The following is a 24,871-nucleotide window of genomic DNA, read 5'->3' on the forward strand; positions in this document are numbered from 1 at the left end:
ACCTCTCATCAATCACGAAAGCGCGAGTAAGCGCCGTCGTCAAAATCGTTATCGTCGTATGCGTCGGACTCGCGCGAAGGCGCGGCCGTGAAGCCGTCCGTGATGGCATAACCGCGGCTGCTGGCGATCACCCACAGGATGTGCAACGCCGTCAAGCTGTCATAGTGGTGTGCGCCTTGCGGTTCGGGCCACGTGTCCAGCTCCGAGAGCAAGCCCGTTAGACTCTGGTGGAACAGGATGCTCGGCTCGAAGCGGTCGGTAATGAACGGTTCCAGCGAATCGATGCGCACCTCGGGCGCGACGGTCGCCGTCACGCCGACGAGCGGCAGCGGAACGCCTTGCCGGCGGCCGGCCGCAATGAACGTCTGGCGCGAGTGCTCGTAGGCATTGTTGTTCTCGAAGCCGATGACCTGGCACTTGAATTCGCGCTGCATCGCAATCAGGTCGGCTTCGAGCTTGGACGGCACGCGTCGCTTCCGAGACTCATAGATAACGTGCAGCTTGCGGGACACCACGTCCAGTCCACCGACGACGAGCGAGGACGGGTCCGACTTTTCCCCTTTGCCCATCGACGGGTCACAGGCCCCGAAGATGAGCCAGCTCGGGACACGCTTGACCCAATACGTGATGTTGCCGAACACCTTGTCTTCGTCTGCTCGCGGGTCACCCTGCATTTCGGTGGCAAAGGCGCGCGGCGCCTTCGCGCGCTGCCGCATAAGCCAGTAGAGCGAGCGAACGGCGGGCCATGAGATCACAGCGCCCGCGTCCATTTCCGCTTTGTGCTCAAGGTAGAACCGGTGCGACGGCAGCCCCGTGTCGTCGACGACTTCGCCACGCTCGGCCGCTTCTTCGGTCGCTCGCTTGTCGTCGTTGAGCATCAGCGCTTCGCACTCGGCCCACAGGTCGAGGTTTTCGGGGAGCTGTGCGATCGCACGGAAGTGGTGCACCACGTGCCCGATCGTCTTCTTGGCGCGCGAGATGGGGTCGTCCTTGTCCAGCACCGTGCCCACGCCGACGTACTTCACCGATCCGTCGGGCGGGCCCAGATAGTCGATGGCCTTCTCCAGCCACGTCCATCGGTTCTGGCGCTCGGTCGTGCTTTTCGCTTCCGCGTCGGTGATGAGGTCGTCGCCGAACAGCACCTTCGGCCGGCTCGCGCCGTGGAACGTGCCCCGAATGGCCTGTTCCGCGCCAAACGGCTCGACCTTGATGCCGGTGCGCGTAACGATCTCGCCAACCTTCCAGACCGGCCCCCTGCCACATACTTCGGGGAAGTCGAGCGCCAGGGCAGCGTTAGCGGTCAGCTCGGCTTTAACGACCTCCACCAGCTTCGTGGGGAGCGTCGTTTCCGCACCGAGCAGAATCACGTAGTCCAGAAACGGCGGCAGGGCGCCGGTCCATCCGACCTCGCGCCGGATGTCCTCGCGCTGCAGCAGACCTTGCACGGCGAGGTAAGTCGGCCCGATCTTGGTGGCCAGCGACGACTTCGCCTCACCGCGTGGGGCCACCCACCATTCGCGCGTGCCGCCAGGCTGGCGCAGCAGCTTCGGGAAGCGGTCACAGAAGTGCGCCTGGAACAGCGACGGTTCGCCCCGGATGTGATGCGGGAAATAGGTGTATGCGAAGAAGCGGTAATCGCCATCGACCAGTACACGCTTACGTCGCTCCAGCCGCTTCTCAGGCGACGGGTCCAGCCCTGTCGCGTGCGCCTCGATGTCCTTGCGCAGCTCGGCGGCCAGCTCCGCAATCTCTTTGTGAAAGTCCTTTTCGGTGAACTTCGCGGACATGTCAGTCCTCGCTCGGGTTATCCGGCTTCGGAAGACGCGCCAGTACATGGAGCGTGCCGCAACCGTTCATTTTGCAGTCGTGCCCCTCGGGCAAGGCTTGCCCAGGCTCGGCACAAATGACGATTCGGGACGGCGTTTCGAATGCCGTCCCCATCCGCTTCACAGAAGCGCCCAGCGTCCACCAGTTAACCATATGCTCGTGCCAGTTCGTCGCCAAAAGGGCCAAGCACCTCGGCAAAGGCCGCGACGTGCTTGGGGTGGTTCTCCTTGATGAACGCGGCGAGGCGCTGCACCACACCCATGGCCACGGCCAGCTCGTTGGTCTCGGGGAGAATCCGTTTCGATGCGGAAATGGTCTTGTTGTAGGCATCCGCGAGACTCGCCAGCATCTGCACCTTGTCGCCGGCCGAGACTTCGGTGTTCACCTGCAATTCGTCCATGGTCGCCTTGTACTGCGTGACCAGCCCGGCCAGCGCCTGGCGCGCAATCTCCTCGATGCCGTTGCCGGCCAGGAGCTGCGCTGCCTGCGCCTTGTCCCAGTCGTCGCCGGCGGCTGCGGCGTCGGTCTTCCACCGACGCGCTGTGCCATATGCGACGCCGGCGCTTACGGCCGCGACTTCGAGCGACAGCCGATCGAACACATAGTGACGCCGAACCTTGTCCCGAATTTCCTTGGGGTGTGCCATGGGTCAGATACCGAGCTTTGCGCGGGCGAAAGCGATGCCGAGCGCGACAATGCCGCCGCTCGCCGCGCCTGCGATCGCGCCGGCCACGGCGCCGTTACGCGCGGCCAGCCGCTGCGCATCCTTGATGCCGGCGCGCAGTTCGTCGACGTTGCTGTCGATCTTGCGCAGCAGTGCCAGTTCCTCCGATTCGGGAGCCTTCGTACCGCTGATCACGTTGGTTTTGTCGGTCATTGTTTTACGTTCGCTTGAACGAGTAGGTTTCGGAGGTCGTCCACTTTCGCTTCCAGGCGCACGATGGCCTCTCGTGTAGCCTGTCGGTCATCCTTCACTTCGTCACGGCTCACGCACTCTTTTGCGACCTGCTCCCGAAACTTCGCGAGTGCCCGCTGAAGTTCTTCGAGCGCCTCACGATCGCGTCTCGCGTCGTCGCGCATTCGCTTGGCGTGGGCGACAACGAGCGTGGTGCAGATGCCCCACAAGGCCGTCACCAACGCGATCACGAGAGTCGCACCGTCAAAGGATGCCTGCATGTCGCCTCCGCTCGATGGCACGCTCGCGTCGGTTTTGACACTCGACGCAGAACCGGCAACCGGGTATCGCCTTACGCCGCGCGTCCGGGATCGGCTCCCCACACGCTTCGTTCTGGCAGACTGCCGTCGACTCGCCCGGCTTGTATGTGCGTGGCGTCAACGTTGCATCGATTGCCGCCTGGCGAAACTTCTCCTCCAGCTCGGTCGCGCGATCAAAGTCATCCATGCGCCGATTACTCCTCGTTCGGGTAGGCGTCGATCACGCCATTCAGTTGGCTTTCGACGTGCCGGGCGCGGTTGCTGTAGTCGACGAACCAGTCGAGGAGGTCGGCTTGTGATACCCCGCTGTCAATGGCGGCGTCTTCGCCGGAATCGTGCTCAGTGCCGGCGACAGGGGCGGAATCCGGCAGACCGCCATGACCGGCGTCGAGACCGGCTGCGGCGTTCCACAGCCGGACAAAGCCGTTAGAAAACACGCAGCGATACTCAATGCGATCACTGGCGACCGGTTGCCGCTCATGGCGTGGCTGGCTGACTGCATCGATAGCTCCTTTCAGAATGGACTTCTGCGTATCGCTCGCGGACACCGCGAGGACAAACTTGCCTTCGGCCTGCTGGCCACGGGCGACGTTGGCGACGTACCCCTGGAAGGTGCCGCTCAGCGCGGACACAGAAGCCTGGGCCTGTTGGCGCTGCAACTCAGACAGCGCCCTGTCGCCCTTGGCCTGGGCGACGGTCAAACCGTGCTCGTAGGCCATCGTCAGACTCGCCGCGTACAGCACCAGGCCCACGATGCCCACGAGCACCTTGGCGTATTTGTCGATTGTCTCCATCACTCGGAACCCTCTTTGGCAACACGGCCACCGCGCGCCACGATGGCAGTAATGACTGCCGAGTAGCCGCCGACGCAACCGAGATAGATAAGCCAGGTGTCGTTAGTGAGCGTGCCCTTGACACCCTGGTAGATGAACATGCCGGTAGCCACGGCCGACGCGATGTTTGGCCAGAGCTTCGTGTGTGAAAGCCGACCGTCGACGCCGGTTACAAGATCGCGCCACGTCATCATCGGCTCCGGCGACGGTTACGCCGCTTGGCGGCAGCTCGCTTCGCCGCGCGCACACCCGACGGCCCGACGCTCGATGCGGCGGGGTGCGTGATATGGGACTTGATGGCCGCTTGACGCATCGGGCACAAGCTGGTGATCGAGCGCGTGACGGCGGCGAGAATGGGCAGGATCAGGCGACGCATGCGCGCTCCTTATCCGACGGCGACCTGGCCGCCCTTGTCCTTGAATACCTGGGTCAGGAACTCGATGGACTTTGGGTGCTGGTCGTAGGTGTTGCCGGGGAACGATGCCCAGATGCGCGCACAGAGCTTCACCGCCATGGCGAAGTGGCCAGCCTGAATCAACGGCAACGCGCGGCACTCCTTGATCTGCTGAATGGCAATCGCGTCTTGCGACTCGGGCGAGAAGTCTTTCAGGCCGAGCTGCTTAGCATACGGCGGGTAGTACTTGCCGAGCAGTTGATAGCGGCCGGCGGCAGTGGAGTCCGTTGCGGCGTGGTAGATGTTCGGATGCGCTGTGTAGCCCTCGAACACCATCAGGTTTGCGGGAACGATCCCGGTCTTGGTACGCTGCGGCGGCGTCGAGCCGACGAGGATGTTGTACCCGTCGTCGCTGTGGGCCAGCAGCCAGTCCCCGATCTCCGCAACGGCGATCGTGTCAAGAAACGCGATGACCTGCTTGCCGCCTGCCTTTGCTTCGGAAATTCGTGCCACCGCACACCCCGTCAGAGTGATGAATCGATGGCTCGACTTTATTGGCGGCGCGCGCGAGGCTTGAGTGGATACGTGTCAGTAGAAACAACAAACCCCGCCGGGGCGGGGTCGTTCAGTATGCTACCGCATCGTTAGAGTGCGAGGCAGGCTTTACGGTTCTCCTCGAAACGTGACGTTGCGGTATCGAATCCGTACCCGTGATAGGTCGCGATAGCCTGCTCCATCGCATACGATACAGCGAGTTTGCAGGGACGGAATCGTTCGGCATATCGTGAATCATGTTGATCGTTCCATGCCTGCAGAGTGACCAGCAGCGGATCGCTGGCGTTAACCGCCCCTGTCGCGTCGCCTCGCTTCCAGTAATCAACAAAGACAGGTTGTAGGTCTGCGGCCTGTTTCATTGAAACGTGTGCGGCCAGTCTGAAGTCGTCTTCGTTCCATTGCCGCCCCTCCAGATTTGCGTCGGCCAGCGACTTCGGGACTGCCTGCTCGGACTTGCCGCACGCCGCCACGGCAATCACGGCCAACATGCACAACAGCGCGCGCTTCATAATGCTCCCCGTTGATCTCGATTGAATCATGATGCTACACAGGGCGCGCACTGCTGTCACCAGTAATGAGGAACCGTTAAATTAACGATTCCTCTTAGAACAGAGACGTTTGGCCGACCGACATCGCCTCGGCGTCAGGGCGTTTCAGTACGCGCCAAATGGTTCGGTCCGCCAGCTTGAATTTGACAGCCAGGCGTGCTACCGCCTGAAGCGCCGATGTGCCGTCGCCGGTGAGCCGGTCGAACTCCCGGCGAATCTCACGGTGCATCAGCTCACGCATCGCTTGCGTGCATCGTGGGATGTAAAGCGTATCGCCGCCGAAGTGCTCGGTCATAGCGTCGGCCGCTTCTGTGCCGACCACTTCGGCCAGCATCTCGTATCGGATTTCGCCCAGGCGGGACTTTCGCAGCGCGACCGGAAACGTCGTGCCGCCGAGCTGCTCAATTAAGCGGGCAGCCCCGACCAGGCCAACCACGCGCACGATGGTCTGTGCGGCTTCGGGCAACAGATGCGTCACGTTCTCGAGTTTCATCAGGCTCTCCCGTTGCGCTTCGCGTCGATCTGGAGTGCGGCGATCAGCTTGGCCAGCATTCCCTCGTCGCAGAACTCGATGGCATCGACCTTGCAGATGCGCTTCACCATGCCAGCCAGGTACGTCCACGGCCGCCCCGCTTCCGCGAGCAGGGCCTCGATCTTGCGCATCTGGCGATCGCGGCCCCGAGCCACGACCGGTCGCCGCCCGTGGCTCGGCTTCGGTACAAAGCCGCAGCGTTCCAGGTGACGAAGCACCTTTGCCGCGCCCATGGGCGTCAGGTCTTTTGAGCTTTCCACGCCACCGACTGATCGGAGCATCGCGCGGTAGCTACCGTCGTCCATGCCGAGCTGCTGGCGTGCAATGTGGATCTTCGCCATCGTCGCGCGTGAGATCATCGTTTGCTCCCTATCATCCGGCGCAGGTCTTTGCGGCATCCAAAAACAAAGGCACCTCTACACGCCCGAACGGCACTTGCAGCGCGCGTTCCAGGCGTTCCAATTGATCTTTGTTCAACGGCATGCGTTCTCCTCGGCTGCTCATCAGTACCCGACCACCACGCCGGGCAGACCGCCTCGCGGCGGTTTCGCATGCGGAACTGCTACTCGATGAGCAAACCCTTCGCGTCGTTATTCGTGGCCGCTCTCACACTGTCGGCGTCGATGATCCTTATGCTCAGTTCAGGCGGCTTGGTGACAACATATGTCTCCTTCCTGACTGAGAATTCACGCTCACAAAGGACGGACTCACCAAGAAGCCGCATCACCTGCATACCCTTGTCAGCATCGATGACGAGCGCGATGTATCCAATCTGAAGAACACAAACAGGCTTGCTCCGGCCGGGTTTCCGTGTCGCCATGTCAGGCTCCCGAAACATCAAGCGGAATAGGCTCGTACTTGTCGGTGTCGCCCACGCGCTCATACACGCGGACATAGCTCTTCGAGCATTGCACTCGCACCGAGTCGTTGAGCGCATCCATGGCGCGCTTCCACTTCGCGTCGGTAATGTCCAGACGACGCAGGCTGAGAATGCGGCCGGTGGAGATGTTGCCTTCCCGATCGACGTTAAACGCGTCGTTAATCAGCGCGCGAATCTCGCTGCGCGCGCCCTCGGTCCACTCATGTACGCACTCATCGATAAGCGCTTTGGCCGCTTGCAGCCCTTCGTCGAAGGTGAGCGTGTCCTGGTTCGCGCGAATGACCTTGTAGCGACCGTCGAAGCTCACGAGCGTTATGTTGCCTTTCTGGCCACCGACCTTGGCGCCATAGCGTTCGGCCGACAGTTGGACGAAAGCGCCAATGTCGTCAAATACCTTGGCCTTGAATGCCGAGAGACTTGCGCTTTGCGCACGCGCCTTTTCGACAATCTCCAGCACCAGCTCGTCACGAGCCATGTCGATGGGCTTAATTGCCTCCACGGGGATCAGTCGCCCCTTCGTGTCCTTTTTATACCCTGCGGGAATCGCGTTCATATGAGTCCTCTTTGCTACGGTTTCCGATAACCTTCTTGCCGATCACGGCCTTAACCTGGGCCATGCGTTCGCTGTTTCGAGCCTTCTCCTCTGCCGTCATCGATGGGGCAGGCAACCGCTTCGGCGGGTCGCGATTACCGAGCTGTGCAATCAGATGGATCGGCGCGGGCCAGCGATCGATCGTGCGGAGCAATCGCGTAAAGCCACCGCGCACGCGCAGTGCGTCTGCCGCTTCGTCCCATGCCACGGGCATGCTCTCCAGCGCTTCAAGCCACACCGCAGCGGTCGCTGCAAGCAGCTCGGCCGACGGCGCGCCCGGCAGGCGCAGCAGGACCAGCTTTTGCAGACCCGTACCGACTTCGGCGCGCAGCCACGCGAGATCGTTAGCCATGCTTGAATTGCTCAAGTGCCGCCAGGCCGGCAGCGACCTTGCCCATTTGGCGTGGAGCGGTCGGCGGCTCCGCCGTCATCACCGAGGTCGACGAGACGCGCGTCCCCGCCAGTACCTCGTAGAGATAGCCGTGACTTTTCAGCGGCACTTTGAGCCGCCCCGACTCGCGCGCGGCCAGCACCTGACCCAACGCCTCGATCCATGCTTCGATCGGCGCATCGAACACCTGGCCACCGCGTTCGATGCGCTGTGCATTGACGTCGGGCAGCAGTTCACCGAGCAGCTTGGCGAGCCGGTCGAATGACAGTTCCCGCGTAGCCGGTCGGAACAGGCCCACGTACTGGATCAGCAGCTTCGCGAGCGGTGCGGGCATCTGGAGAGCGGTCAATACGGCTTCGCGCGCGCCGTCGTGCCCGATCAGAGCATCGAGGCTGGCGACCGCTCCGCAGGCAGGACATTTGACTTTCATTGCGCCTCCCGTCAGTGGCCTTGCTCGGTCCACAGCACACGGCACCCGTTGCGCTGAAATTGGCCTGTGCGGTAGTGGCCGCGCTCACCTCGGCCGCTGCGGTAGTACGTCGCCTCGCCGCGCTCGACTAGCGCGCGGCACAGGGGGCACGTTTGCACCTGGACGGTGGGCTTCGCGCCGCCCGAGTACTCGATACCGATGACCACAAAGCCTTCCTGCGTCAACTGTTCGATGGTCAGGGCGATGCGCATGGCGCCGCGCATCATTTCCTCGTTGATTCGAGGACGGGGCGCCTGTGCGATTTGAGGTTGAACGTTAAGCATTGCTGCCTCCAAATTTCGGGTTATGGATGCACTGCTGGCAAGCTCGCCAGAGCGACAATTTCATCGGGTTGTGCGTTGGGGTCTTGGCCATGGCGTTGGCGCGGCACTCGTGGCCGGCCAGCGGCTGACCGAGATACGGGCAGTCGACGGCCTCTTCCAATGCCTGTAACGCAGCCTTCGCAATGCGATCGGTCTTGCCGGGGTACTTGCCGGCGAGCACCAAACTGACGCCGGTGCGCGAGTAGCCGATGCGCGTCGCGACGGCCTGGATGCTGGTCCGCCCGGCCTCGGCACGCAGCAGTACGAGCCAGCGCGGCTCAGAGATCGTCATCGTTGATCTCCTCATGCCACACCACCTTGCCCAGGTTCGGGTCGTACAGGGCCTTGGTTCGCTGCACCATCGGCGGACGCGGCCCGGTGTATTTGCCCGGCGCCAAGCGGTAACGGCTCGGAATACCGCCTTTGCCGCGTCCCTGGCCTTTGCTGACGACCAGGACATAGCCCGCCTTCGCGAGATGCTTCAAATAGTCCCGGGCGGCGGTGGGCGACACTTCGGCGTCCGCCGTTGACGCGAACCCGGCCAACTCCAGGTAGGTGAAGTCCGCGCCGAGGATGCGCATCGTGCGCCACATCTGCTCCTGCCCCCGGCCTTGGGTGACCGGCTCACCGGCGCGATTGAGCCGGGGCGCTTCCAGCCCGCAGTCCTTGACGAGCCGGTAGTGCTTTTCTTCGCAGCGGCCGGCGTCGTTGGCCTGGGCGATGAAGCCGCCTTTCTCCAGCGACAGTAGATAGGTCCGCGCAGTAGCATCGTCGACCTTGGCGCGGCGCGACAGCGTATAGCGGGTGAAACCGTCGCGCAGCGTGCGGATCGTTTCCCAGATGCGCTGGCGCGAGCCTTTGCCGCCGACCATTTCCATCTCTACCGGGCGTCGATTGGGGTGTTTCGCCATGCTCGTCCCCTTACGCAGTGCGCCGCTTGGGCGCGTCGCCGGTGTAAAGGTCGCGCTCGCCCCACTTGGCCAGCGTCATCTCGGACTCGGCCAGGATCATGGCCTCTTCGTGGATGCGCGTCAGGTTCACGCAAACCCGTCGGACGGAACCGTGCGCCAGCTCGACCACGTGCGCCAACAGGTCTTCGGCAATGCTCACTTGCGGGCTGTAGATCGGCGCGAGCTTACGCGCATCGGCCACCGACACCGGCAGCGCTGGAATCCAGGCCATCACGCGGCTGTGGAAACGCTCCCAGCGCTTGAGCTTCTGCGGGATCGTCTCTTCGCCGACCAGCAGCAGCGTGCCCTGGCTGCCTTCGTAGATGTCGCGCACCAGCTCGATCAGGCTATCGGAGCGCAGGCAGAAGTCGAACTCGTCGACGATGAGCGGCCGGCGGCTGGCGGCCAGTTGCTCGCACACCTGGTCGAGCAGGTACGGGATGGTGCCGGCCGGCTTGATGCCCATCTCGAACAGGATTTTTTCCAGCAGCGTCTTGCGACTCCAGGCGCTGCGCATCTGCACGTAGTAGCCGCGCGTCTGGTTGGCGAGCGCACTGCACGCGATGGTCTTGCCCCGGCCGGCCTCACCGTACATCACGCCGATGCCGGGCAGCCCGTCCACGCGGGACAGCAGCTTTTCGGCCGCCACGGCGACCAGGTCGAGGTTGGCGATGTGGGCCACGCGATTGACCATCGGTTGTTGTTGCGTCATCATTCAGGTTCCTCTTGTTGTGGGTGCCTTGCCGTTGCAGCGGTGCGGCATCGTTATGCGGTTTTCCGTTGGTAAGTCCGAAATTCGGCGGTCGCCTGATAGGTGTGCCGCCATTTCCTTGCTTTCTCGTCGTCGATTTCCTCCTCGTTCAGTTGATTCAGGCGCAGCCATTCGGCCCAACGCGCTTCCGGCGTGGTGGGCACGCCCCAGGCCGTCGTTTCCGTGATTGGCGCGGGCATCACCTCCGCCACCGGGCGTGGCGCGACCATTGACACCGGCTCGCTGGCCTTGACTTCACGCGCCCGCTGGGCGAGCTGCTCGCGGTTGATCGTCATGAAGCCGGGGATGGTGACGGTGTCGCTGTGCTCCAGCACGGGGGCGCCGCGCAACTCTTCGCGCACCTCAACCAGCTTGGCTTCCAGGCGTTTCTCGCGGCCGGCGGCACGCTTCTCGCGGGCGCGCTCGATGACTGACTTCGGCATGTAGTCGCGCTTGTTGGCATCCAGCTCGGCGGTGCAGAGGAACCGGCCGTCCTCGTCGTACACCCACACGATCTGCGGGTCGTGGATGTCATAGCCGACGCGCAGTTGGGTGCCGTGGAACTCTTCCAGGGCGCGGGCAAAATACCGGTTGCCGAACACCTCCAGCTCGCAGCGGCGCACCGTGCGCAGCACCTGCGGGCGGAACAGCGGACGGGCTTCGTCGTCGGCCACGCGATGGGGCTCGAAACCTTGCGCGACGTGCTGCGCCCACTTTTCGTTGGGTGTCATGTGGCGACGGCGCCCGGTCTGCGGATCGGTGAGCTTGGGCAGGCTGCGATGGGGACGATTGTTGTACTCGGCCACCTTCTGCTCGCAAAAGGCCACGAACACCGACCAAGCCATCAGCGGCATCGTCATCACTTCGCCTGGCCTAGCAATCGCTCTGCGGGACAACTTGAACGTCAGTAGCTTCGCCTCACGATCCATGTCGTGGCCGATGTAGCCGGGCAGTTCCTTAGCAGCCTTCACCCAGATGGTCTGGTGTAGCTTTTCGATCACGCCGCGCGCTTGCGAGTTGTACGGCAGGCTATTTACCATCTCGATACCGAGGCGGCCCATGAAACCGGTGGCCACGTCAGTCATCATCTCGTTCTTGTAGCCGGAGCCGTTATCCACATAGAAAACGGCACAGATCCCGCCGTTGAGGCACGCATAGCGCAGCGCGTCGAGCACTGCCAGCGCAGACTCGGCCAGCCCGACCGACCAGCCGACCACGCGGCGGGTGGCGATGTCGACAACGGTCGTGATTTCAGGCCGAAACGGGCGGCCGTGCAAAGGGTGCTGCACCTCGGCATCGAACGTGTGGCCGTCCGCGCTGTAAATGTCGCCCGGCAGTAGATGCTCGAAGCCGCGCCGGATGAAAGGTTTGAGCGTCTTCAGTTCGCGCTCGCCCATACGCCCGATTTCGCGCGACACAGTACCGACCTTCTGTAAAAATCGGCGTACTTGCCAAATGCTCGGCAAATCCATGGTGGGATGCGAGTCAAGCCAGTCGCGACGAAACAGGCTGTACGCATGCTCGACGGTCGGCTTCTCAGGGCGCTGATAAAAGCCCATGAAGAAGGGAGCCCATTGCGGCACTGCCATGTCGCGCTCGCGGCGCTTTGGAGCCAACATGCCAGCTCGCTCGTATTCGACGAAACGAAGCACGCTACGAACGCTCGGCAATCCGTCCGGGCTCTTTCGACCGCGCTCGTCCCGCGCCATCTTGAGCATGGCGACGAGTTGTTCGCTTGCGGTGCCGACGCGCGCAGTGTCCAAGAGGACCGTCGCGGCCTTCTTCATGGGGTAGCCGGAGCGGTTCATAAGGAGTTCAAGCGCGTTCAGGACGCCTTTTCGCGCATCAGCCTTGAGCGCCTGCTCGTCGGTCTCGATCAGAGGCATCTGTTCCTCCCGGCGAACGACCTTCGCGGGCAAGCCGGAACGCACCAGTTCCTCTGTCAGCTTTACGCGGATGGACTCGACAACGGACACCGGTGGGGCATATTCTCGTCGCGTTCCACCGACGCCAGTCGTCACGAGGTATGGCCAGCACTCCCGATCCGCTTTAGCAATCAAAGCAGCCTTTGACGTAGGTAAACCGGACAGCTTCAACGCCAGCAACTCAGCGGCCGTGTAGTGAGATTTAAGGACGGCGCTCATTGGGGGGACGCCTTCTTAATGCGGTGCATGACGGCGCCAAGCACCTTCTCGTCCATTTTTCCTTCAATCGCTTTCTGCTTCGCCTTGATGTGCCGGTCTAGGACGGCCATGGCACCCAACTCAGCACAAAGGGCCTCATCCTCGGTCAGCAGACGGCGCTTAAACAGGTGCGCCATCCATTCGAGCGGCCCTACGTTCTGACAAACGGTCATGATGGCGAGCAAGGCATCCACCGGAATCCGGCGATCTGCCTGACTCGGTGCTGTCCAAAGGTCGAGATTTGCTTTCGATACCGGCCGGCCCAGCAACTCGCCAATTTGGTCGGCTACGCGGTCGCGCGACTGGCCTTGCTGGAATGCGGTCTCCAGCATCACGACTAGGGCCTGCCGAATAGCCGCGTCGAAGCGGTTCTCGCCCTGGACGGCCACGATACCGGTCGGCGTCTCGACTGCGAACACCTCGAAATTCAGCGCGAGCTGGCGAACGTCGACGCTCGACGTCTCGGCGCGCTGTCGTTTGTTTGCCATGAGCAGCTCCTCAAGGGGGGGATTAAGTGAAGTGAAGTGGCAAGCGTTTTGTAGCGGATTGCCTACGCTTTAACGTTGTCCGCCGTGGCGGTACCGATATACTTATGGGCGTAACGGGGTCGAATGCGGCGGCCGTCGGACGTCCAGCGATCGGGCCACAGCTCATGAGCGGGCACCCCGAGGAACTTGCTAATTGCCACTTCGCCCGAATACACGGGGCGAACAAGTGCGTTGCGGATGTTGGAAGTGGGCAGTTCGTGTTGCTTCGCGAGGTCGTTCATGGTGATTCCGCGCTTGCGAATTGCCGCTTTGATGTCCTCTTTGTGCCATCCCTGGCGCGCATCGGTCGTCATTGCTGCTCCGTTACCCCAACCGGCCAAGGCCGATTTTTTGAGGCGTTGTTAGTCCCGAAGGTCAGTTTTAACGAATGCTAAGTGAATTGAAGTGTTTTGTAAAGCATGATTTCGAACGAAACACTTGTGAATTCTTTTTTCGCCCCGTGAATTTCTAATATGTCATTGATTAATATGAAAAATATGGCGAAAAATTGCGACACTAAAGTGTTTTTCTTTCGAAACACTAATCGATGCGAGAGTGTTCGGTGAGGAAGCTTTACTCCGCGAAAGAGATTGCGGCGCTTGGCCTACCCGGCCTACCTACGTCCAAGCCAGCAATACTGGCGCGCGCATCTGCCGAGGGCTGGTACTTCGAGGAGAGAAAAGGGCTTGGAGGGGTGCGACGGATGTATCGGATTCCTGAGACGTACTGGAATCCCGATGGTGTTGCCAAGGGCGCAAAGCTTGGCGAAGTTAAAAGACCTGGGCCGGCGGCTGTCGACGTGGACTTGCTCCGAGTCGCTTCTGCGGCGCTGGAAGAGTGGCTGCAGCAGAAAGCCATAGACCTTCCTCCTGCGAGGAAGGCGGACATCGTTGCGGTCCTGTACGACTATCTTGCCAAAGGGGCAAACCCAGATGAAATGGCGCGGATGCTTCGCGCTCTCGCCGCATAAGATCGAAGTTTGCTAGTAAGCTGGCGCTTTGCTATGGCAGAGCATCAGCATTGCACCAGGAAGAGGCTACCAAGATAGCCCTCAAGCGCTTGCTGGACGATGCTCTAAGGGAATCCCAGTCCGTCCGGGGGCTTGCGACGGTGGGAGTGGTCGATCCGGCCAAATTTCCGCCCGTCGCCGCGAACGAGCCGTCCTTCTGCCAGCATGTTGCTAAGAATCGGGGGCTTTTTTCTCAATGTCGTGCCAAAAATGTCGCAAATCTGCTAAAGATTGCGCCGTTTTTGATCGCCTTTTTGCACCTGTTCGTTCCAGATTCTATACAGTGCCTAGCCGCGTGGTTACTGGCTTTCTGGGCATTTTTTCCTTCTCTTTGGAGAGGGTCAAAATAATCACCCCCCCACAGAACTCCCCGACGCCTAAGACGCCAGAAACCCGCCATCGGCCGCCAGCACGTGGCCGACGATATACGAAGCCTCATCCGACGCCAGCCAGATGACCGCTTCGGCGACTTCTTCCGGTTGGCCCATCCGTCGTAACGGCAGCGCAGCGGCAACGCTCGACATGTCGGCGATGCCGGATGCCAGCATCATGTCCGTGACCACGCGTCCCGGCGCGACGGCATTGATCCGGATACCCCGTGGCGCGCACTCCATCGCGGCCGAGCGCATCAACGAGATGACGGCTGCCTTGGAGGCCGAGTAAAGCGCCAGACCGGGATTGGGATTTCTCAAGCCGCTGACAGAGGCATTGATGACGACGCGTCCGCCCCCGCTTTTTTCCATCGCCGGGATTTGGTGCTTCAGGCAAAGAAAGACCGATCGCACGTTGGTATCGAATACGCTGGCGTACACCGAAGCGTCCTGCGAATCGATGGGGGCGCGTCGTTCCTGAAAGCCGGCATTGTTGAACGCAACGTCCAGTTGCCCGAATCGGGTCGTGACAGTTTGGATGAGATGCGCGATGTCCTCCTCACGCGTCACATCCGTTTTCACGAAAATGGCCTCGCCCCCCAACGCCCGGCACTCCGCTGCCACGGCGTCCCCTTCCTCCTCGCGCCGCCCGGCGATGACCACGGCCGAAGCGCCCTCGGCGGCCATTTGGATCGCCGTCGCGCGACCGATACCACTGCCGCCACCCGTGACCAGACCCACCTGTCCCAGCATGCGCGCACGTCGAGAACCACGTTTTTCGGACTGCATAGTGCCTCCGGGCTGTAGGCGCTCGCCTGAGTCTTCAGGTTCCCATCTGTGCGAATTCCGACTTTCCGCAATTGCGAGATTTCGACAGGGGCGAGATATTAGTTGTATCGTACAACATTAATCCGAGATATCAACCATGCCAAAATACGACATCGAACTGCTCGACAGCATTCGGGCAGCCTCGCGGCAAATGGTGCGCGAGCTGGGATTCATGCAGGCGACGCTTGCGGATACGGGGTATTCCGCGTCGGCGGTTCACGCGATCATGGAAATCGGCGCGCGACGCTCGGCGACATCCGCTCATCTGGGCGACCACCTGATGCTGGACAAGTCGAGCGTTAGCCGAATGGTGCGAAAGCTGCTGATTGCAGGGGAGTTGAAGGAGACGCCCAGTCGCGACGACGCCCGCGAAAAGCTGTTGTCGTTGACGCCGCGCGGCAGACGCACGCTTGCCGCGATTCATGCCTTCGGAAGACGTCAGGTCAGTGGCGCGCTGGACCATATGAGCGAAGCGGAACGCGACGCCGTAGTTCGAGGGCTGACAATTTACGCACGGGCGCTGCAGGAGGTCGGGCTGGGGGAGCGCACGGCACGCCCGCCGAAAGCGAGACGTCGAAAGGACGCTGCATAAGCATGTGCGGGCATAACCTTGTGTGATTTGCTTCGTTGACCTTCGAGAGGGGCGTCGCTAACTTCGCTTCTTTGTCCTTCAAAGGTCATGCTCGCCATGCGCTTCGCTCGTGACTCGCTGCTCTCTCTGCTTTCACCGGTTCGCCTGCTGGTCGTGAGTCTTTCGTTCGCGATGGCCGTGCCCGCAGCGCATGCGGAGGGACGGATCCGGATCGCGGAGCAGTTCGGCATCGTCTACCTGTTGCTCAACGTCGTGCGCGACCAGCAATTGATCGAGCAGGAGGGCCGTAAGCTCGGCGTCGAGGTGAAAGTCGACTGGGCGCGCCTGTCCGGTGGCGCCGCGATCAACGACGCGCTGCTGTCCGGGGCCATCGACATCGCCGGTGCAGGCGTCGGCCCGCTCATCACCGTCTGGGATCGTACATACGGTCGCCAGAACGTGCGCGGCGTAGCGTCACTGGGCAGCCTGCCGTATTACCTCGTGAGCAACAATCCGAAGGTGCGCACCATCGCCGACTTCACGGAGAAGGATCGTATTGCGCTGCCCGCGGTGGGTGTGTCGGTGCAGTCCCGCGTGCTGCAATACGCCGCCGCCCGGCAATGGGGAGACGCTTCATTCGATCGTCTGGACAAATGGACCCAGACGATGGCGCATCCCGACGCCGCGGCAGCCATCATCGCCGGTGGCACGGAGATCACGGGACACTTCGGCACCCCGCCGTTCCAGGAACAGGAACTCGCCGCTAACCCCAACGCGCACATCGTGCTCGATTCCTACGAGGTGCTGGGCGGACCAAGTTCTGCCACGGTGCTCTACACGACGGAAAAATTCCGCAACGACAACCCGAAAACCTATCGAGCCTTCGTGCTGGCGCTCGCGCGCGCAGCCGATTTCGTCAAACGCCAACCCGAGGCGGCCGCCGATACCTACCTTCGCGTCAATCAGTCGAAGACTGACAAAAAGCTGCTGGTGAGCATCATCACTGACCCCAAGGTCAACTTCTCGATTGCGCCGCAGAACACGCTGGGTCTTGCCCAGTTCATGCAACGTGTGGGCGCCGTCCGTCACAAGGCGACGTCGTGGAAGGACTATTTCTTCGACGAGCCCGCGCTGGGGCAGGGGAGTTGAGATGGGGACGTCGAGCGCCCGGTCGCTGGCGCGCGCGGATCTTGCCGATCTCACCGATATCGACGCAGCCGCGCAGACACACGCGCTCGCTGCCGACCACGTCACCGACGTCGGACCATGCGCGCATGCGGACGGGCTCGGCAGTTCGCGCGTGCTTGAAGTGCGCGACCTCGGCATCGAGTTCCGGCATCGCGGGCGTCTCGTACCCGTGTTGAACGACATATCGTTCGATGTCTACAACGCCGACCGTTTCGTATTGCTCGGCCCGTCCGGCTGCGGTAAATCAACGCTGCTCAAGGCGATCGGCGGCTTCGTCAAACCGGTGCGCGGCGAGATCTCGCTCGATGCGCAGACGGTGAGCGGACCGGGCATCGACCGGATGTTCGTGTTCCAGGAGTTCGATCAACTGGCCCCGTGGAAAACGGTGCTGCAAAACGTGATGTTTCCGCTGCGCGTCGCGAGGGGGCTGTCGCGTCACGAGGCGCGTGAGCGTGCGAGAGAGACCCTGGACAAAGTGGGGCTGTCCCGGTTTGCCGATGCCTATCCGCACACGCTCTCGGGCGGCATGAAGCAACGCGTGGCCATCGCGCGGGCGCTCGCCGTGCGACCACGTGTGCTGCTCATGGACGAACCGTTCGCCGCGCTCGACGCGCTCACTCGCCTGCGCATGCAGGAGGAATTGCTTCGGCTGTGGGACGACACGCACGTCACGCTGCTGTTCGTCACGCATTCGATCGAAGAGGCGCTCATCGTGGGCAGCCGTATCGTGCTGCTGGACGGTCAACCCGGACGATTGCGCGCAGAATTGGACGCCGGCGACTTCGCCCCGGGTGACGTCGCGTCTGCCGAATTCAGACGTGCTGGCGAGCGCATTCACGACCTGCTCTTCGGCGAGCATGAAACGGCGTGAGACCGAGGAACCTCAAGTGAATCGACCATCGACGGAAGTCGCCAGACTCAGTGTTCGCCAGGGATCGCCGCGACGCCCGGAGCGCATTTTTCCGCCCGCGCCACGCAGGGACGCCGATACGCCGAAGACGGCGCAAGTGTCCCGGAGCGACGACGTGACAAGCGCGTGGCGCGGCACGCCGACCTTCTGGCGCAAGCTCGCCATCGGCATCGTCCTGATTCTGATATGGGAGCTGGCCGCACGCTGGGTGGACAACGACCTGCTGTTGCCGGGCGCCGCGGCGACGGCACACGCGTGGTGGAGCAGTTTGCTCAATGGCGAACTCGTCGCTCGCACGGCCACTTCCCTTTGGGTGCTGTTGCGTGGCTATGCACTGGGCGTGCTCTGCGCGTTCGTGCTCACGTCGCTCGCCATGACGACTGCCGTCGGGCGAGACCTGCTGTCACTGCTCACGGGCATGTTCAATCCGTTGCCGTCGATTGCGCTGCTGCCGCTCGCACTCCTGTGGTTCGGTCTGGGCACCGGCAGCCTGCTGTTCGTACTCGTGCATGCGGTGCTGTGGCCGCTGGCGCTGAGCGTCGCTTCCGGATTCGATGCCGTGTCGCCCACGCTTCGCATGATCGGACGCAACTACGGTCTCTCGGGACTGCGTCAGGTCGTGTGGATTCTCACGCCGGCGGCGCTGCCCTCGGTACTCTCGGGGCTGCGCGTCGGGTGGGCCTTTGCCTGGCGCACATTGATTGCTGCGGAGCTCGTGTTCGGCGCGAACACCGGCGCTGGCGGACTAGGCTGGTACATCTATCAGAACCGCAACGAGCTCTACACCGACAAGGTCTTCGCCGGGCTGCTGACGGTCATTCTCATCGGCCTGATCGTCGAGCATCTCGTCTTCGACACGCTTGCCCGGGTGACCGTGCGGCGCTGGGGAATGCAGACCGTCTAGGCGATCGCATCGATGGCATAGATGGCATCGATCGCGGCCCGCGTCGCGACGACATGACGCGGCATCCGTTTTCAGTATTTGCTTAGCAGCGATTCGAATTTGTTAACACGTCAGGCACCCATATACTGTTTTCGAACGGGCGGCACCGATCTGTGGTGCTGCCGCAAAGTATTGGCAGTGCTTCGGGAAGACTGAGACAGGCGTAGCCCAAGGCTCTTCCGCGCGCCGATTGTCGAACACGTCTTTTCGGATATTGCAGTATGTCGAACGCCTCCTCGCGTCAAATGCATCTGGCCGCCTATGTGATGGCCGGCCCGGTTTCCGGCCATCACGGCGGCTGGCGCTACCCTTCCGCGCAGCATGACATTCTGTCGGTGCGCTTCTATCAGGAAATCGGTCGTTTGCTCGAAGCCGGACGCTTCGACATGCTCTTCCTGCCCGATATCCAGGCGCTGCCACGCCGACTGGGCGACAGCCTCGACTCACAATTGCGTCATGGCGCACTCGGCGCGTTGCGTCTCGACCCCATCGTCGTACTCTCCGCGCTGGCCGGAAGCACGCATCATCTGGGGCTCGCCGCAACGATCTCGACCTCCTACTTCACACCGTTTCACGTGGCGCGCGCGCTCGCGTCGCTCGATCATCTGAGCGCCGGGCGCGTCGCGTGGAATATCGTCACCTCGTTTCAGGACGCGGAAGCCCGCAACTTCGGGCTTGACGAACAACTCTCGCGCGAAGACCGCTATGACCGCGCGGACGAGTTCGTCGAAGTCGCGTGCAAGCTGTGGAACAGTTGGCGCGACGGCGCCCTCACGCTCGACCGTGAAACGCCCCAGTTTGCCGATCCCGCACAAGTGAGTCCTATCTCGCACCGGGGCAAGTGGTTCAATGTGGAGGGCCCGCTCAACGTCAGCCGTCCGCCGCAGGGCAGACCCGTCTTCATTCAGGCCGGCGCATCGAGTCGTGGACGCGACTTCGCGGCAAAGTGGGCCGACGTCATCTTCGTCACGCACTCGTCGCAGGACTCGGCGCAGACCTTCTATCACGACATCAAGGCCCGGGCTGCACATCACGGCCGCAACCCGGACGACGTGAAGATTCTGCTAGGCATGGTGCCGGTCGTCGGCGAAACCGATGCGATTGCGCGCGACAAGCAGGCGCTGCTCGACGATCTCTGCGATCCCGAGGCGGGTCTCTCGACCCTCTCTTACCAGCTCGACATCGATCTGTCGCCATTCCCTCAGGACGGCGTACTGCCGGATCTGGAGGTCGGCGGCGTGCAGGGCCATTACAAGGAAGTGGCGGAACTCACGCGCAAGCAGGGCCTGTCGCTGCGCGAGATCGGCAAGCGCTACGGGATCGGGCCGCTGCGCGACTTCAATGGCGCCGGGGGCGCGGTCGCCGAGGTCATGCAGCAATGGTTCGACGCACGTGCCTGCGACGGCTTCATGGTGCAGATGCCCTATCTGCCGGGGGGTGTCGAAGACTTCGTGCGCCTGGTCATTCCCGAGCTTCAGTCGCGAGGCGTTTTTCGACGGGAGTACGCGGGCGACACGCTGCGCGATCACCTCGGCATTGCCCGCCCGTCGCACTGAACGGATGACCCGTCGCAAGGCACGGCGACCCGAATGGCAATCTGAACGGCGATCTGAACGCGCCGCCAATTCAAGCTTCTCGCACGACAACATCTCATGGCACACGACGACACCCAGCGGCACTCGCGCCGCCAATTCATCAAGCAAAGCGCAGCGGTGGCAACCGCCCTGTCGTTTCCCATGATCGCGCGCGCCGCGCCACCGCTGATTCGCTATGCGACGGCCGGCGTGGTCGGTCCCGGTGAGCTCGAAACCGTCATTACCAGCGACTGGTTCAAGGCCAACGTACTCAAGCGTCATGGCAAGGAGTACGTGATCGAGACGACGACCGCGCGCGGCACGCCCGGCGTGGCGACGTTGCTCGCCGCCGAGCAGGCCGACATCGGTACGCTGGCGTTCACCAGTCTGGCGACCGCCGTCGCGCAGGACGCAGTCCCGGGCGGCGTGACTGCCATTGCCGAAATCCATCGCGACGCGGTGCAGGGCTATGCGTCCAACCCGTTCGTCGTGCTCACGGACAGCCCGGTGCGCACCATTGCCGACCTCAAGGGCAAGAGCGTGGCAGTGAATGCCTTTAACGGCAGCGTCGACATCATTCTGCGCATCGCGCTGCAAAAGCATGGCCTCGATCCACGCAAGGATGTCCGGGTGGTCGAGATGCCGTTCGGCAATATCGGACCGGCGCTGCGCCAAAAGCGTATCGATGTGGGCGTGCTCGCCATGCCGTTTCAGGTCGACGAAGCGAAGAAGGGCGGCATTCGTACGGTGTTCGACGCCGTCGGTGTCGTGCCGCCTTATCCCGTCCTGTTCCAGAGCGCGCGTACTCGCTTCCTCACGGAAAAGTCCGCGGCCGTCCGTGCATGGCTGGCCGATTACGTCGACGCGCAACGCTGGATTTACGATCCGGCCAATCGCAAGCAGGTGGTGGCGTTGACGGCGGAACTTGCCAAAACGCCCGCCGCGTCGCTCGACGAGTATTTCCTCACGCCCAAGGACTTCTATCGCGACCCGAACGCGACGATCTCCGCCGCGAGCCTCCAGCCGCCCATCGACGCGATGGCGCAACTGGGGCTGTTGCCCAAGCCCGTCAAGATTGCGGCGAACGTGGACGCGTCGTACCTCCCGCGCCGGGGCTGACGATGAGCACCCTGCAAGACACTGCCACGGCCATCCATGTCGCCGGTCTGTCGAAGGTTTTCGACAAGGACGGCGAGCGTGTCGTCGCGCTGGACAACATCGCGCTGGATGTCCCGGCAGGCAAACTGGTCTCGCTCGTCGGTCCGTCCGGTTGCGGCAAGAGCACGCTGCTCTACATCCTCGGCGGGTTCGTCGAAGCCTCTCACGGCGTGTGCGCAACCTTTGGCGAGCGGATTACGGGGCCGGGTGTCGACCGTGGGGTGGTCTTTCAGGAATACGCGCTGTTCCCATGGCTCACCGTCGCGGAGAACATCGCGTACGGCCTGCGCCGCAAGGGCACGCGCCGCGACGAGATCGAACGTACGGTCGCGCGCTATGTCGATCTGATACATCTCAAGGGCTTCGAGCGACGTTATCCGCGCGAACTGTCGGGGGGCATGCGTCAGCGTGTCGCGCTCGCACGCACCTTCGCGAGCGATCCGAAAATTCTCCTGCTCGACGAACCGTTCGGCGCGCTCGATGCGCAAACGCGCGAGTTCATGCAGGACGAATTGCTGCGCCTGTTCGAGCGTTCGGGCAAGACGGCCCTGCTCGTCACGCACGACATCGACGAGGCGGTCTATCTGTCCGACACGATCTACGTCATGTCACGGCGGCCCGGACGAATCGTCAAACGCGTGGACGTCGATCTGGATCGCACGCTCGGGCGTGAGGCGACCATGCTGTCGCCTCGCTTTTCCGAACTGCGCAACGACGTCTGGCTATCGGTGCGCGAGCAGGTGAAGGGCATACCCACGGAGGAGCCGTCATGACATCCGCGCTTGCGACAGGGCAACGCTGTCTGCCCGCGCTGACCGGTTTGCTGGCCGTGGCCGCGTTGTTCGGCGCGTGGCAGGCTGCCGCGTCGGCGCATTGGCTGGCCGACGGTTTTGTCCCATCGCTGGCCGACATCTGGCGTGCGACGAAACATCTGGTCGGCACGGGCGAGATCGGCGTCAACCTCATGGCGACACTGCGTGCCGGTGCATGGGGGCTTGCCGCCGGCATTCTCACAGGCGTGCCGCTTGGCCTGTCGATGGCGTTGCTGCCGGTCTTCGATCGCATTGTCACGCCCGTCGTGCGCTGCACGTATGCGTTGCCGAAAACGACGCTGATTCCGCTGCTGGTGCTGTGGTTCGGCGTGGGCGGCGCGACCAACGTCATCGTCATCGCCATCACCGCAGCGTTGCCGCTGATCGTCTATTCGCTGCGTGGCGCGCGCGAAGCGCCGCGGGTTTTGCTGTGGAGCGCTCGCTCGCTGGGCACGTCGCGGGCGGGCGTGCTATGGCGTGTGGTGTTGCCCGCGGCGTTGCCCCAGATCCTCACTGGCGTACGCGTCGCCCTGGGGTTCACGCTGCTGGTGGCCATTTCATGTGAAATGATCGTCGCGAATCAGGGCATCGGGAAGTTGATCGGCCAATACGGCGATCAGGGCAGTTACGACTATCTGTTCGCGGCACTGTTCGTCACGACCGTCGTGGCGTACGCGCTTGACGCCTCGCTGCGCTGGTCGAGCAGCACACTGTTGCGCTGGCACGAATCCGGACAACGAGAACGACAGGGAGGGCGGCATGGCTGACACGCTCGAATTCACGGAAGTCCCCGTCTCCCCGGGGGCGCGCAGCGCGCGCACAATGGCGCGTCGACTGTGGCGCCTGTCGCAGCCCTGGCTGGTGTTGCTCACGGTGCTTGCCGGATGGCATCTCGCGACTGCCCAAGAGTGGGTTCGCGCGGTTTTCCTGCCGTCACCCGGCGTCGTGTTCGCGACGCTCGCGCATCTCGTCATCTCGGGCGAGCTGTGGTCGACATTGGGCACGAGCGTGCTGCGCGCAATGGTCGGTGTTGTGGCGGCGGGCATCGTGGGAATTCCGCTCGGATTCGCCATGGCCGAATTTCGCGTTTGCCGCTGGTTGCTCTCGCCCTATGTGGCGTTCGGCTTCCCGCTGCCCAAGATTGCACTGATCCCGGTGTTTACCGTCTGGCTCGGCATGGACAGTCTGTCGAAGATCGCGCTCGTGTTCGCCACATGCGTGTTCCCGTTCATCGTGGCCGCCGAGTCGGGGGCATCGCTGGTCTCCCCAAAGTTGCGATGGGCTGCCCAGTCCCTGGGCACCCGAAAGGACGCGCTGTTCCGTCACGTGATCTTGCCCGCGACAGTACCGGCCTTGCTCTCGGGCGTTCGCATTGCCTTGCCGATCGGCCTGATTACCGTATTCACCGCCGAGATGGTCACCGGCGGCGGGTTGGGCGAAGCGATCGTGCAGGCGCAGCGCTACTTTCAATCGGCGCAGGTGTACGCCTACGTGCTGGTCACGATGCTCGTCGGTTATCTGGCCGATGCGGGGATTGCCCGCGTGCAGCGCCGCTTCGCAGCCTGGGCCGAGGCATGAGTGCCGGGGCGGGCTGCACTACTGGAGTTTTCGATGTCGCATGACACCTCTTCGGCCGGGATCGTTCCGGGGTTCCTGGTCTCGACACAATGGTTGTCGGAAAATCTGCACCGACCGGAATTGCGTCTGTTCGATTGCAGCGCCACGATGGTGGTCGATCCGGTGATCAAGCAGCGTGTGCAACCGGAGCGCGCCGCCTTCGAGGCCGGTCATATCCCGGGCGCCCGGTTCATCGATATCGATGCGCAGCTCTCTGACCGGCACCATCGGTTCCATTTGATGCTGCCGCCGCCGGCGGCTTTCAAGGCAGCCGTCGAAGCGCTGGGTATCGGCAACGACAGTCTGGTCGTGATCTACAGCACCGGCTCGATCTGGTGGGCGACGCGCGTGTGGTGGATGCTGCGAACGTACGGGTTCACGAACGCGCACGTGCTCGACGGCGGTTGGTCGCGATGGATTGCCGAGGGGCGTGCGGTCGAGGTCGGCGCGGGCGCCGACCCCGAAAACGCAGCAGGCGTCGAATTCACGCCGGCGCCGATACAGCCCTATGTTGCGCAGCGCGAAGACGTCGAACGTGTCGTGAACGGCGACGGCGCGACGCGTTTGATCAACGCGCTTCGTCCCGCGCAGTACAGCGGCGAGGAACTGCCGCGCAAGGGGCGGGCCGGCCATATCCCCGGGAGCCTCAATATTCCGGCCGCCAGCCTGCTCGACGCCGACAGCGGGCGTTTTCTCGATGACGACACGCTGCGCGCACGCTTCGCGGCAGCGGGCGTCGACGACGAGACGTCCGTCATTGCTTACTGCGGCGGCGGAGTGTCGGCGAGTCTCGTGGTTTTTGCGCTCATGAAGCTCGCGCACCCGGACGTGCGCCTTTACGACGCATCGCTCGGGGAATGGGGCAGTGCACCGGAGCTGCCCATGCAGATTGAGGTGACGGCGGGGTAGTTGTTCTCCCG

General features: G+C 62.8%; 34 protein-coding genes and 1 other RNA gene. 11 read left to right on the forward strand and 24 right to left on the reverse strand.

The features are described 5' to 3' along the window. Positions 1 to 8: 8 nt before the first annotated feature. The 23 genes from PCA31118_RS00110 to PCA31118_RS00220 all read right to left on the reverse strand — a co-directional run bounded on the left by PCA31118_RS00110 (position 9) and on the right by PCA31118_RS00220 (position 13,284). The gene (locus PCA31118_RS00110; protein ID WP_150621899.1) at positions 9 to 1,787 is read right to left on the reverse strand and encodes a hypothetical protein; all 1,779 of its coding nucleotides are present in this window, start codon (positions 1,785 to 1,787) and stop codon (positions 9 to 11) included. Between the two features lie 185 nt (positions 1,788 to 1,972). Further along, positions 1,973 to 2,473, reverse strand: a complete 501-nt coding sequence (locus PCA31118_RS00115) for a DUF1804 family protein (RefSeq protein WP_150621901.1) — start codon at positions 2,471 to 2,473, stop codon at positions 1,973 to 1,975. 3 nt (positions 2,474 to 2,476) lie between these two features. Beyond that, positions 2,477 to 2,704, reverse strand: a complete 228-nt coding sequence (locus PCA31118_RS00120; RefSeq protein WP_150621903.1) for a hypothetical protein — start codon at positions 2,702 to 2,704, stop codon at positions 2,477 to 2,479. Then, on the reverse strand, positions 2,701 to 3,003 hold the full coding sequence (locus PCA31118_RS00125) for a hypothetical protein (RefSeq protein ID WP_150621905.1): 303 nt from the start codon (positions 3,001 to 3,003) through the stop codon (positions 2,701 to 2,703). Before PCA31118_RS00125 ends, PCA31118_RS00120 begins: the two co-directional genes overlap by 4 nt. Beyond that, entirely contained in the window at positions 2,987 to 3,229 is a 243-nt protein-coding gene (locus tag PCA31118_RS00130) for a TraR/DksA family transcriptional regulator (RefSeq protein ID WP_150621907.1), read from the reverse strand. The genes PCA31118_RS00125 and PCA31118_RS00130 overlap by 17 nt, the downstream gene beginning before the upstream one ends. Positions 3,230 to 3,236: 7 nt before the next feature. Then, positions 3,237 to 3,836, reverse strand: a complete 600-nt coding sequence (locus PCA31118_RS00135) for a hypothetical protein (protein WP_150621909.1) — start codon at positions 3,834 to 3,836, stop codon at positions 3,237 to 3,239. Then, positions 3,836 to 3,976: a hypothetical protein gene (locus PCA31118_RS27235; protein ID WP_246189988.1), complete on the reverse strand. Its 141-nt coding sequence runs from the start codon at positions 3,974 to 3,976 to the stop codon at positions 3,836 to 3,838. Before PCA31118_RS27235 ends, PCA31118_RS00135 begins: the two co-directional genes overlap by 1 nt. A gap of 89 nt (positions 3,977 to 4,065) precedes the next feature. Continuing rightward, complete coding sequence (locus PCA31118_RS00145) at positions 4,066 to 4,251, reverse strand: hypothetical protein (RefSeq protein ID WP_150621911.1); 186 nt, start codon at positions 4,249 to 4,251, stop codon at positions 4,066 to 4,068. A 9-nt stretch (positions 4,252 to 4,260) separates the two neighbouring features. Beyond that, positions 4,261 to 4,782, reverse strand: a complete 522-nt coding sequence (locus PCA31118_RS00150; protein ID WP_150621913.1) for a glycoside hydrolase family 24 protein — start codon at positions 4,780 to 4,782, stop codon at positions 4,261 to 4,263. A gap of 131 nt (positions 4,783 to 4,913) precedes the next feature. Beyond that, the gene (locus tag PCA31118_RS00155) at positions 4,914 to 5,333 is read right to left on the reverse strand and encodes a hypothetical protein (RefSeq protein WP_150621915.1); all 420 of its coding nucleotides are present in this window, start codon (positions 5,331 to 5,333) and stop codon (positions 4,914 to 4,916) included. A gap of 94 nt (positions 5,334 to 5,427) precedes the next feature. Beyond that, a complete protein-coding gene (locus PCA31118_RS00160; protein ID WP_150621917.1) occupies positions 5,428 to 5,865 on the reverse strand; it encodes a Mor transcription activator family protein in 438 nt (145 codons plus the stop codon). Beyond that, the gene (locus PCA31118_RS00165; RefSeq protein ID WP_246189989.1) at positions 5,865 to 6,245 is read right to left on the reverse strand and encodes a gp16 family protein; all 381 of its coding nucleotides are present in this window, start codon (positions 6,243 to 6,245) and stop codon (positions 5,865 to 5,867) included. The genes PCA31118_RS00160 and PCA31118_RS00165 overlap by 1 nt, the downstream gene beginning before the upstream one ends. A 149-nt stretch (positions 6,246 to 6,394) precedes the next feature. Further along, positions 6,395 to 6,457: hammerhead ribozyme type II (locus PCA31118_RS00170), an RNA gene on the reverse strand. 268 nt (positions 6,458 to 6,725) lie between these two features. Beyond that, positions 6,726 to 7,337 carry a DUF3164 family protein gene (locus PCA31118_RS00175; RefSeq protein ID WP_150621921.1) on the reverse strand — a complete coding sequence of 204 codons (612 nt, stop codon included), beginning with the start codon at positions 7,335 to 7,337 and terminating at the stop codon, positions 6,726 to 6,728. Further along, positions 7,312 to 7,728: a hypothetical protein gene (locus PCA31118_RS00180; protein WP_150621923.1), complete on the reverse strand. Its 417-nt coding sequence runs from the start codon at positions 7,726 to 7,728 to the stop codon at positions 7,312 to 7,314. The genes PCA31118_RS00175 and PCA31118_RS00180 overlap by 26 nt, the downstream gene beginning before the upstream one ends. Continuing rightward, the gene (locus tag PCA31118_RS00185) at positions 7,721 to 8,197 is read right to left on the reverse strand and encodes a hypothetical protein (protein ID WP_150621925.1); all 477 of its coding nucleotides are present in this window, start codon (positions 8,195 to 8,197) and stop codon (positions 7,721 to 7,723) included. The genes PCA31118_RS00180 and PCA31118_RS00185 overlap by 8 nt, the downstream gene beginning before the upstream one ends. 11 nt (positions 8,198 to 8,208) lie before the next feature. Then, positions 8,209 to 8,520 carry a WbqC family protein gene (locus PCA31118_RS00190; RefSeq protein ID WP_150621927.1) on the reverse strand — a complete coding sequence of 104 codons (312 nt, stop codon included), beginning with the start codon at positions 8,518 to 8,520 and terminating at the stop codon, positions 8,209 to 8,211. Then, complete coding sequence (locus PCA31118_RS00195; protein WP_150621929.1) at positions 8,513 to 8,851, reverse strand: XRE family transcriptional regulator; 339 nt, start codon at positions 8,849 to 8,851, stop codon at positions 8,513 to 8,515. Before PCA31118_RS00195 ends, PCA31118_RS00190 begins: the two co-directional genes overlap by 8 nt. Beyond that, positions 8,838 to 9,470 carry a hypothetical protein gene (locus tag PCA31118_RS00200; RefSeq protein WP_150621930.1) on the reverse strand — a complete coding sequence of 211 codons (633 nt, stop codon included), beginning with the start codon at positions 9,468 to 9,470 and terminating at the stop codon, positions 8,838 to 8,840. The genes PCA31118_RS00195 and PCA31118_RS00200 overlap by 14 nt, the downstream gene beginning before the upstream one ends. A gap of 10 nt (positions 9,471 to 9,480) precedes the next feature. Then, a complete protein-coding gene (locus tag PCA31118_RS00205; protein ID WP_246189990.1) occupies positions 9,481 to 10,224 on the reverse strand; it encodes an AAA family ATPase in 744 nt (247 codons plus the stop codon). A gap of 50 nt (positions 10,225 to 10,274) precedes the next feature. Continuing rightward, complete coding sequence (locus PCA31118_RS00210; protein ID WP_150621932.1) at positions 10,275 to 12,404, reverse strand: Mu transposase C-terminal domain-containing protein; 2,130 nt, start codon at positions 12,402 to 12,404, stop codon at positions 10,275 to 10,277. Continuing rightward, positions 12,401 to 12,931, reverse strand: a complete 531-nt coding sequence (locus tag PCA31118_RS00215; RefSeq protein ID WP_150621934.1) for a hypothetical protein — start codon at positions 12,929 to 12,931, stop codon at positions 12,401 to 12,403. The genes PCA31118_RS00210 and PCA31118_RS00215 overlap by 4 nt, the downstream gene beginning before the upstream one ends. A gap of 62 nt (positions 12,932 to 12,993) precedes the next feature. After that, positions 12,994 to 13,284 carry a helix-turn-helix domain-containing protein gene (locus PCA31118_RS00220; protein WP_150621936.1) on the reverse strand — a complete coding sequence of 97 codons (291 nt, stop codon included), beginning with the start codon at positions 13,282 to 13,284 and terminating at the stop codon, positions 12,994 to 12,996. Between the two features lie 248 nt (positions 13,285 to 13,532). On the opposite strand from PCA31118_RS00220, the gene PCA31118_RS00225 reads away from it, so the two are divergent. Continuing rightward, entirely contained in the window at positions 13,533 to 13,940 is a 408-nt protein-coding gene (locus tag PCA31118_RS00225) for a MerR family transcriptional regulator (RefSeq protein WP_174990280.1), read from the forward strand. Between the two features lie 416 nt (positions 13,941 to 14,356). Here PCA31118_RS00225 and PCA31118_RS00230 read toward each other — a convergent pair whose 3' ends face one another. Next, positions 14,357 to 15,139: an SDR family NAD(P)-dependent oxidoreductase gene (locus PCA31118_RS00230; RefSeq protein ID WP_246189991.1), complete on the reverse strand. Its 783-nt coding sequence runs from the start codon at positions 15,137 to 15,139 to the stop codon at positions 14,357 to 14,359. A gap of 136 nt (positions 15,140 to 15,275) precedes the next feature. On the opposite strand from PCA31118_RS00230, the gene PCA31118_RS00235 reads away from it, so the two are divergent. From PCA31118_RS00235 to PCA31118_RS00280, 10 genes are all read left to right on the forward strand, one after another. Next, on the forward strand, positions 15,276 to 15,770 hold the full coding sequence (locus tag PCA31118_RS00235) for a MarR family winged helix-turn-helix transcriptional regulator (protein WP_150621940.1): 495 nt from the start codon (positions 15,276 to 15,278) through the stop codon (positions 15,768 to 15,770). An 87-nt stretch (positions 15,771 to 15,857) separates the two neighbouring features. Beyond that, positions 15,858 to 16,898, forward strand: a complete 1,041-nt coding sequence (locus tag PCA31118_RS00240) for an ABC transporter substrate-binding protein (protein ID WP_150621942.1) — start codon at positions 15,858 to 15,860, stop codon at positions 16,896 to 16,898. 1 nt (position 16,899) lies between these two features. Further along, positions 16,900 to 17,808 (forward strand): ABC transporter ATP-binding protein, encoded by a 909-nt coding sequence (locus tag PCA31118_RS00245; RefSeq protein WP_150621945.1) that lies wholly within the window; start codon positions 16,900 to 16,902, stop codon positions 17,806 to 17,808. A gap of 136 nt (positions 17,809 to 17,944) precedes the next feature. Further along, entirely contained in the window at positions 17,945 to 18,751 is an 807-nt protein-coding gene (locus PCA31118_RS00250; protein ID WP_246190069.1) for an ABC transporter permease, read from the forward strand. A 260-nt stretch (positions 18,752 to 19,011) separates the two neighbouring features. Beyond that, positions 19,012 to 20,346, forward strand: coding sequence for an LLM class flavin-dependent oxidoreductase (locus tag PCA31118_RS00255; protein ID WP_217431215.1), 1,335 nt, complete (start codon positions 19,012 to 19,014; stop codon positions 20,344 to 20,346). Positions 20,347 to 20,442: 96 nt separating this feature from the next. After that, positions 20,443 to 21,483, forward strand: coding sequence for an ABC transporter substrate-binding protein (locus tag PCA31118_RS00260; protein ID WP_150621950.1), 1,041 nt, complete (start codon positions 20,443 to 20,445; stop codon positions 21,481 to 21,483). Between the two features lie 2 nt (positions 21,484 to 21,485). Beyond that, the gene (locus PCA31118_RS00265) at positions 21,486 to 22,295 is read left to right on the forward strand and encodes an ABC transporter ATP-binding protein (protein ID WP_150621952.1); all 810 of its coding nucleotides are present in this window, start codon (positions 21,486 to 21,488) and stop codon (positions 22,293 to 22,295) included. Then, positions 22,292 to 23,101 (forward strand): ABC transporter permease, encoded by an 810-nt coding sequence (locus PCA31118_RS00270; RefSeq protein WP_150621953.1) that lies wholly within the window; start codon positions 22,292 to 22,294, stop codon positions 23,099 to 23,101. Before PCA31118_RS00265 ends, PCA31118_RS00270 begins: the two co-directional genes overlap by 4 nt. Next, positions 23,094 to 23,912, forward strand: coding sequence for an ABC transporter permease (locus PCA31118_RS00275; RefSeq protein ID WP_150621956.1), 819 nt, complete (start codon positions 23,094 to 23,096; stop codon positions 23,910 to 23,912). The genes PCA31118_RS00270 and PCA31118_RS00275 overlap by 8 nt, the downstream gene beginning before the upstream one ends. Positions 23,913 to 23,945: 33 nt before the next feature. Then, positions 23,946 to 24,860: a sulfurtransferase gene (locus PCA31118_RS00280; protein ID WP_150621958.1), complete on the forward strand. Its 915-nt coding sequence runs from the start codon at positions 23,946 to 23,948 to the stop codon at positions 24,858 to 24,860. Positions 24,861 to 24,871 lie beyond the last annotated feature (11 nt).

It is taken from the genome of Pandoraea captiosa, from assembly GCF_902459775.1.
Lineage (GTDB): Bacteria > Pseudomonadota > Gammaproteobacteria > Burkholderiales > Burkholderiaceae > Pandoraea > Pandoraea captiosa.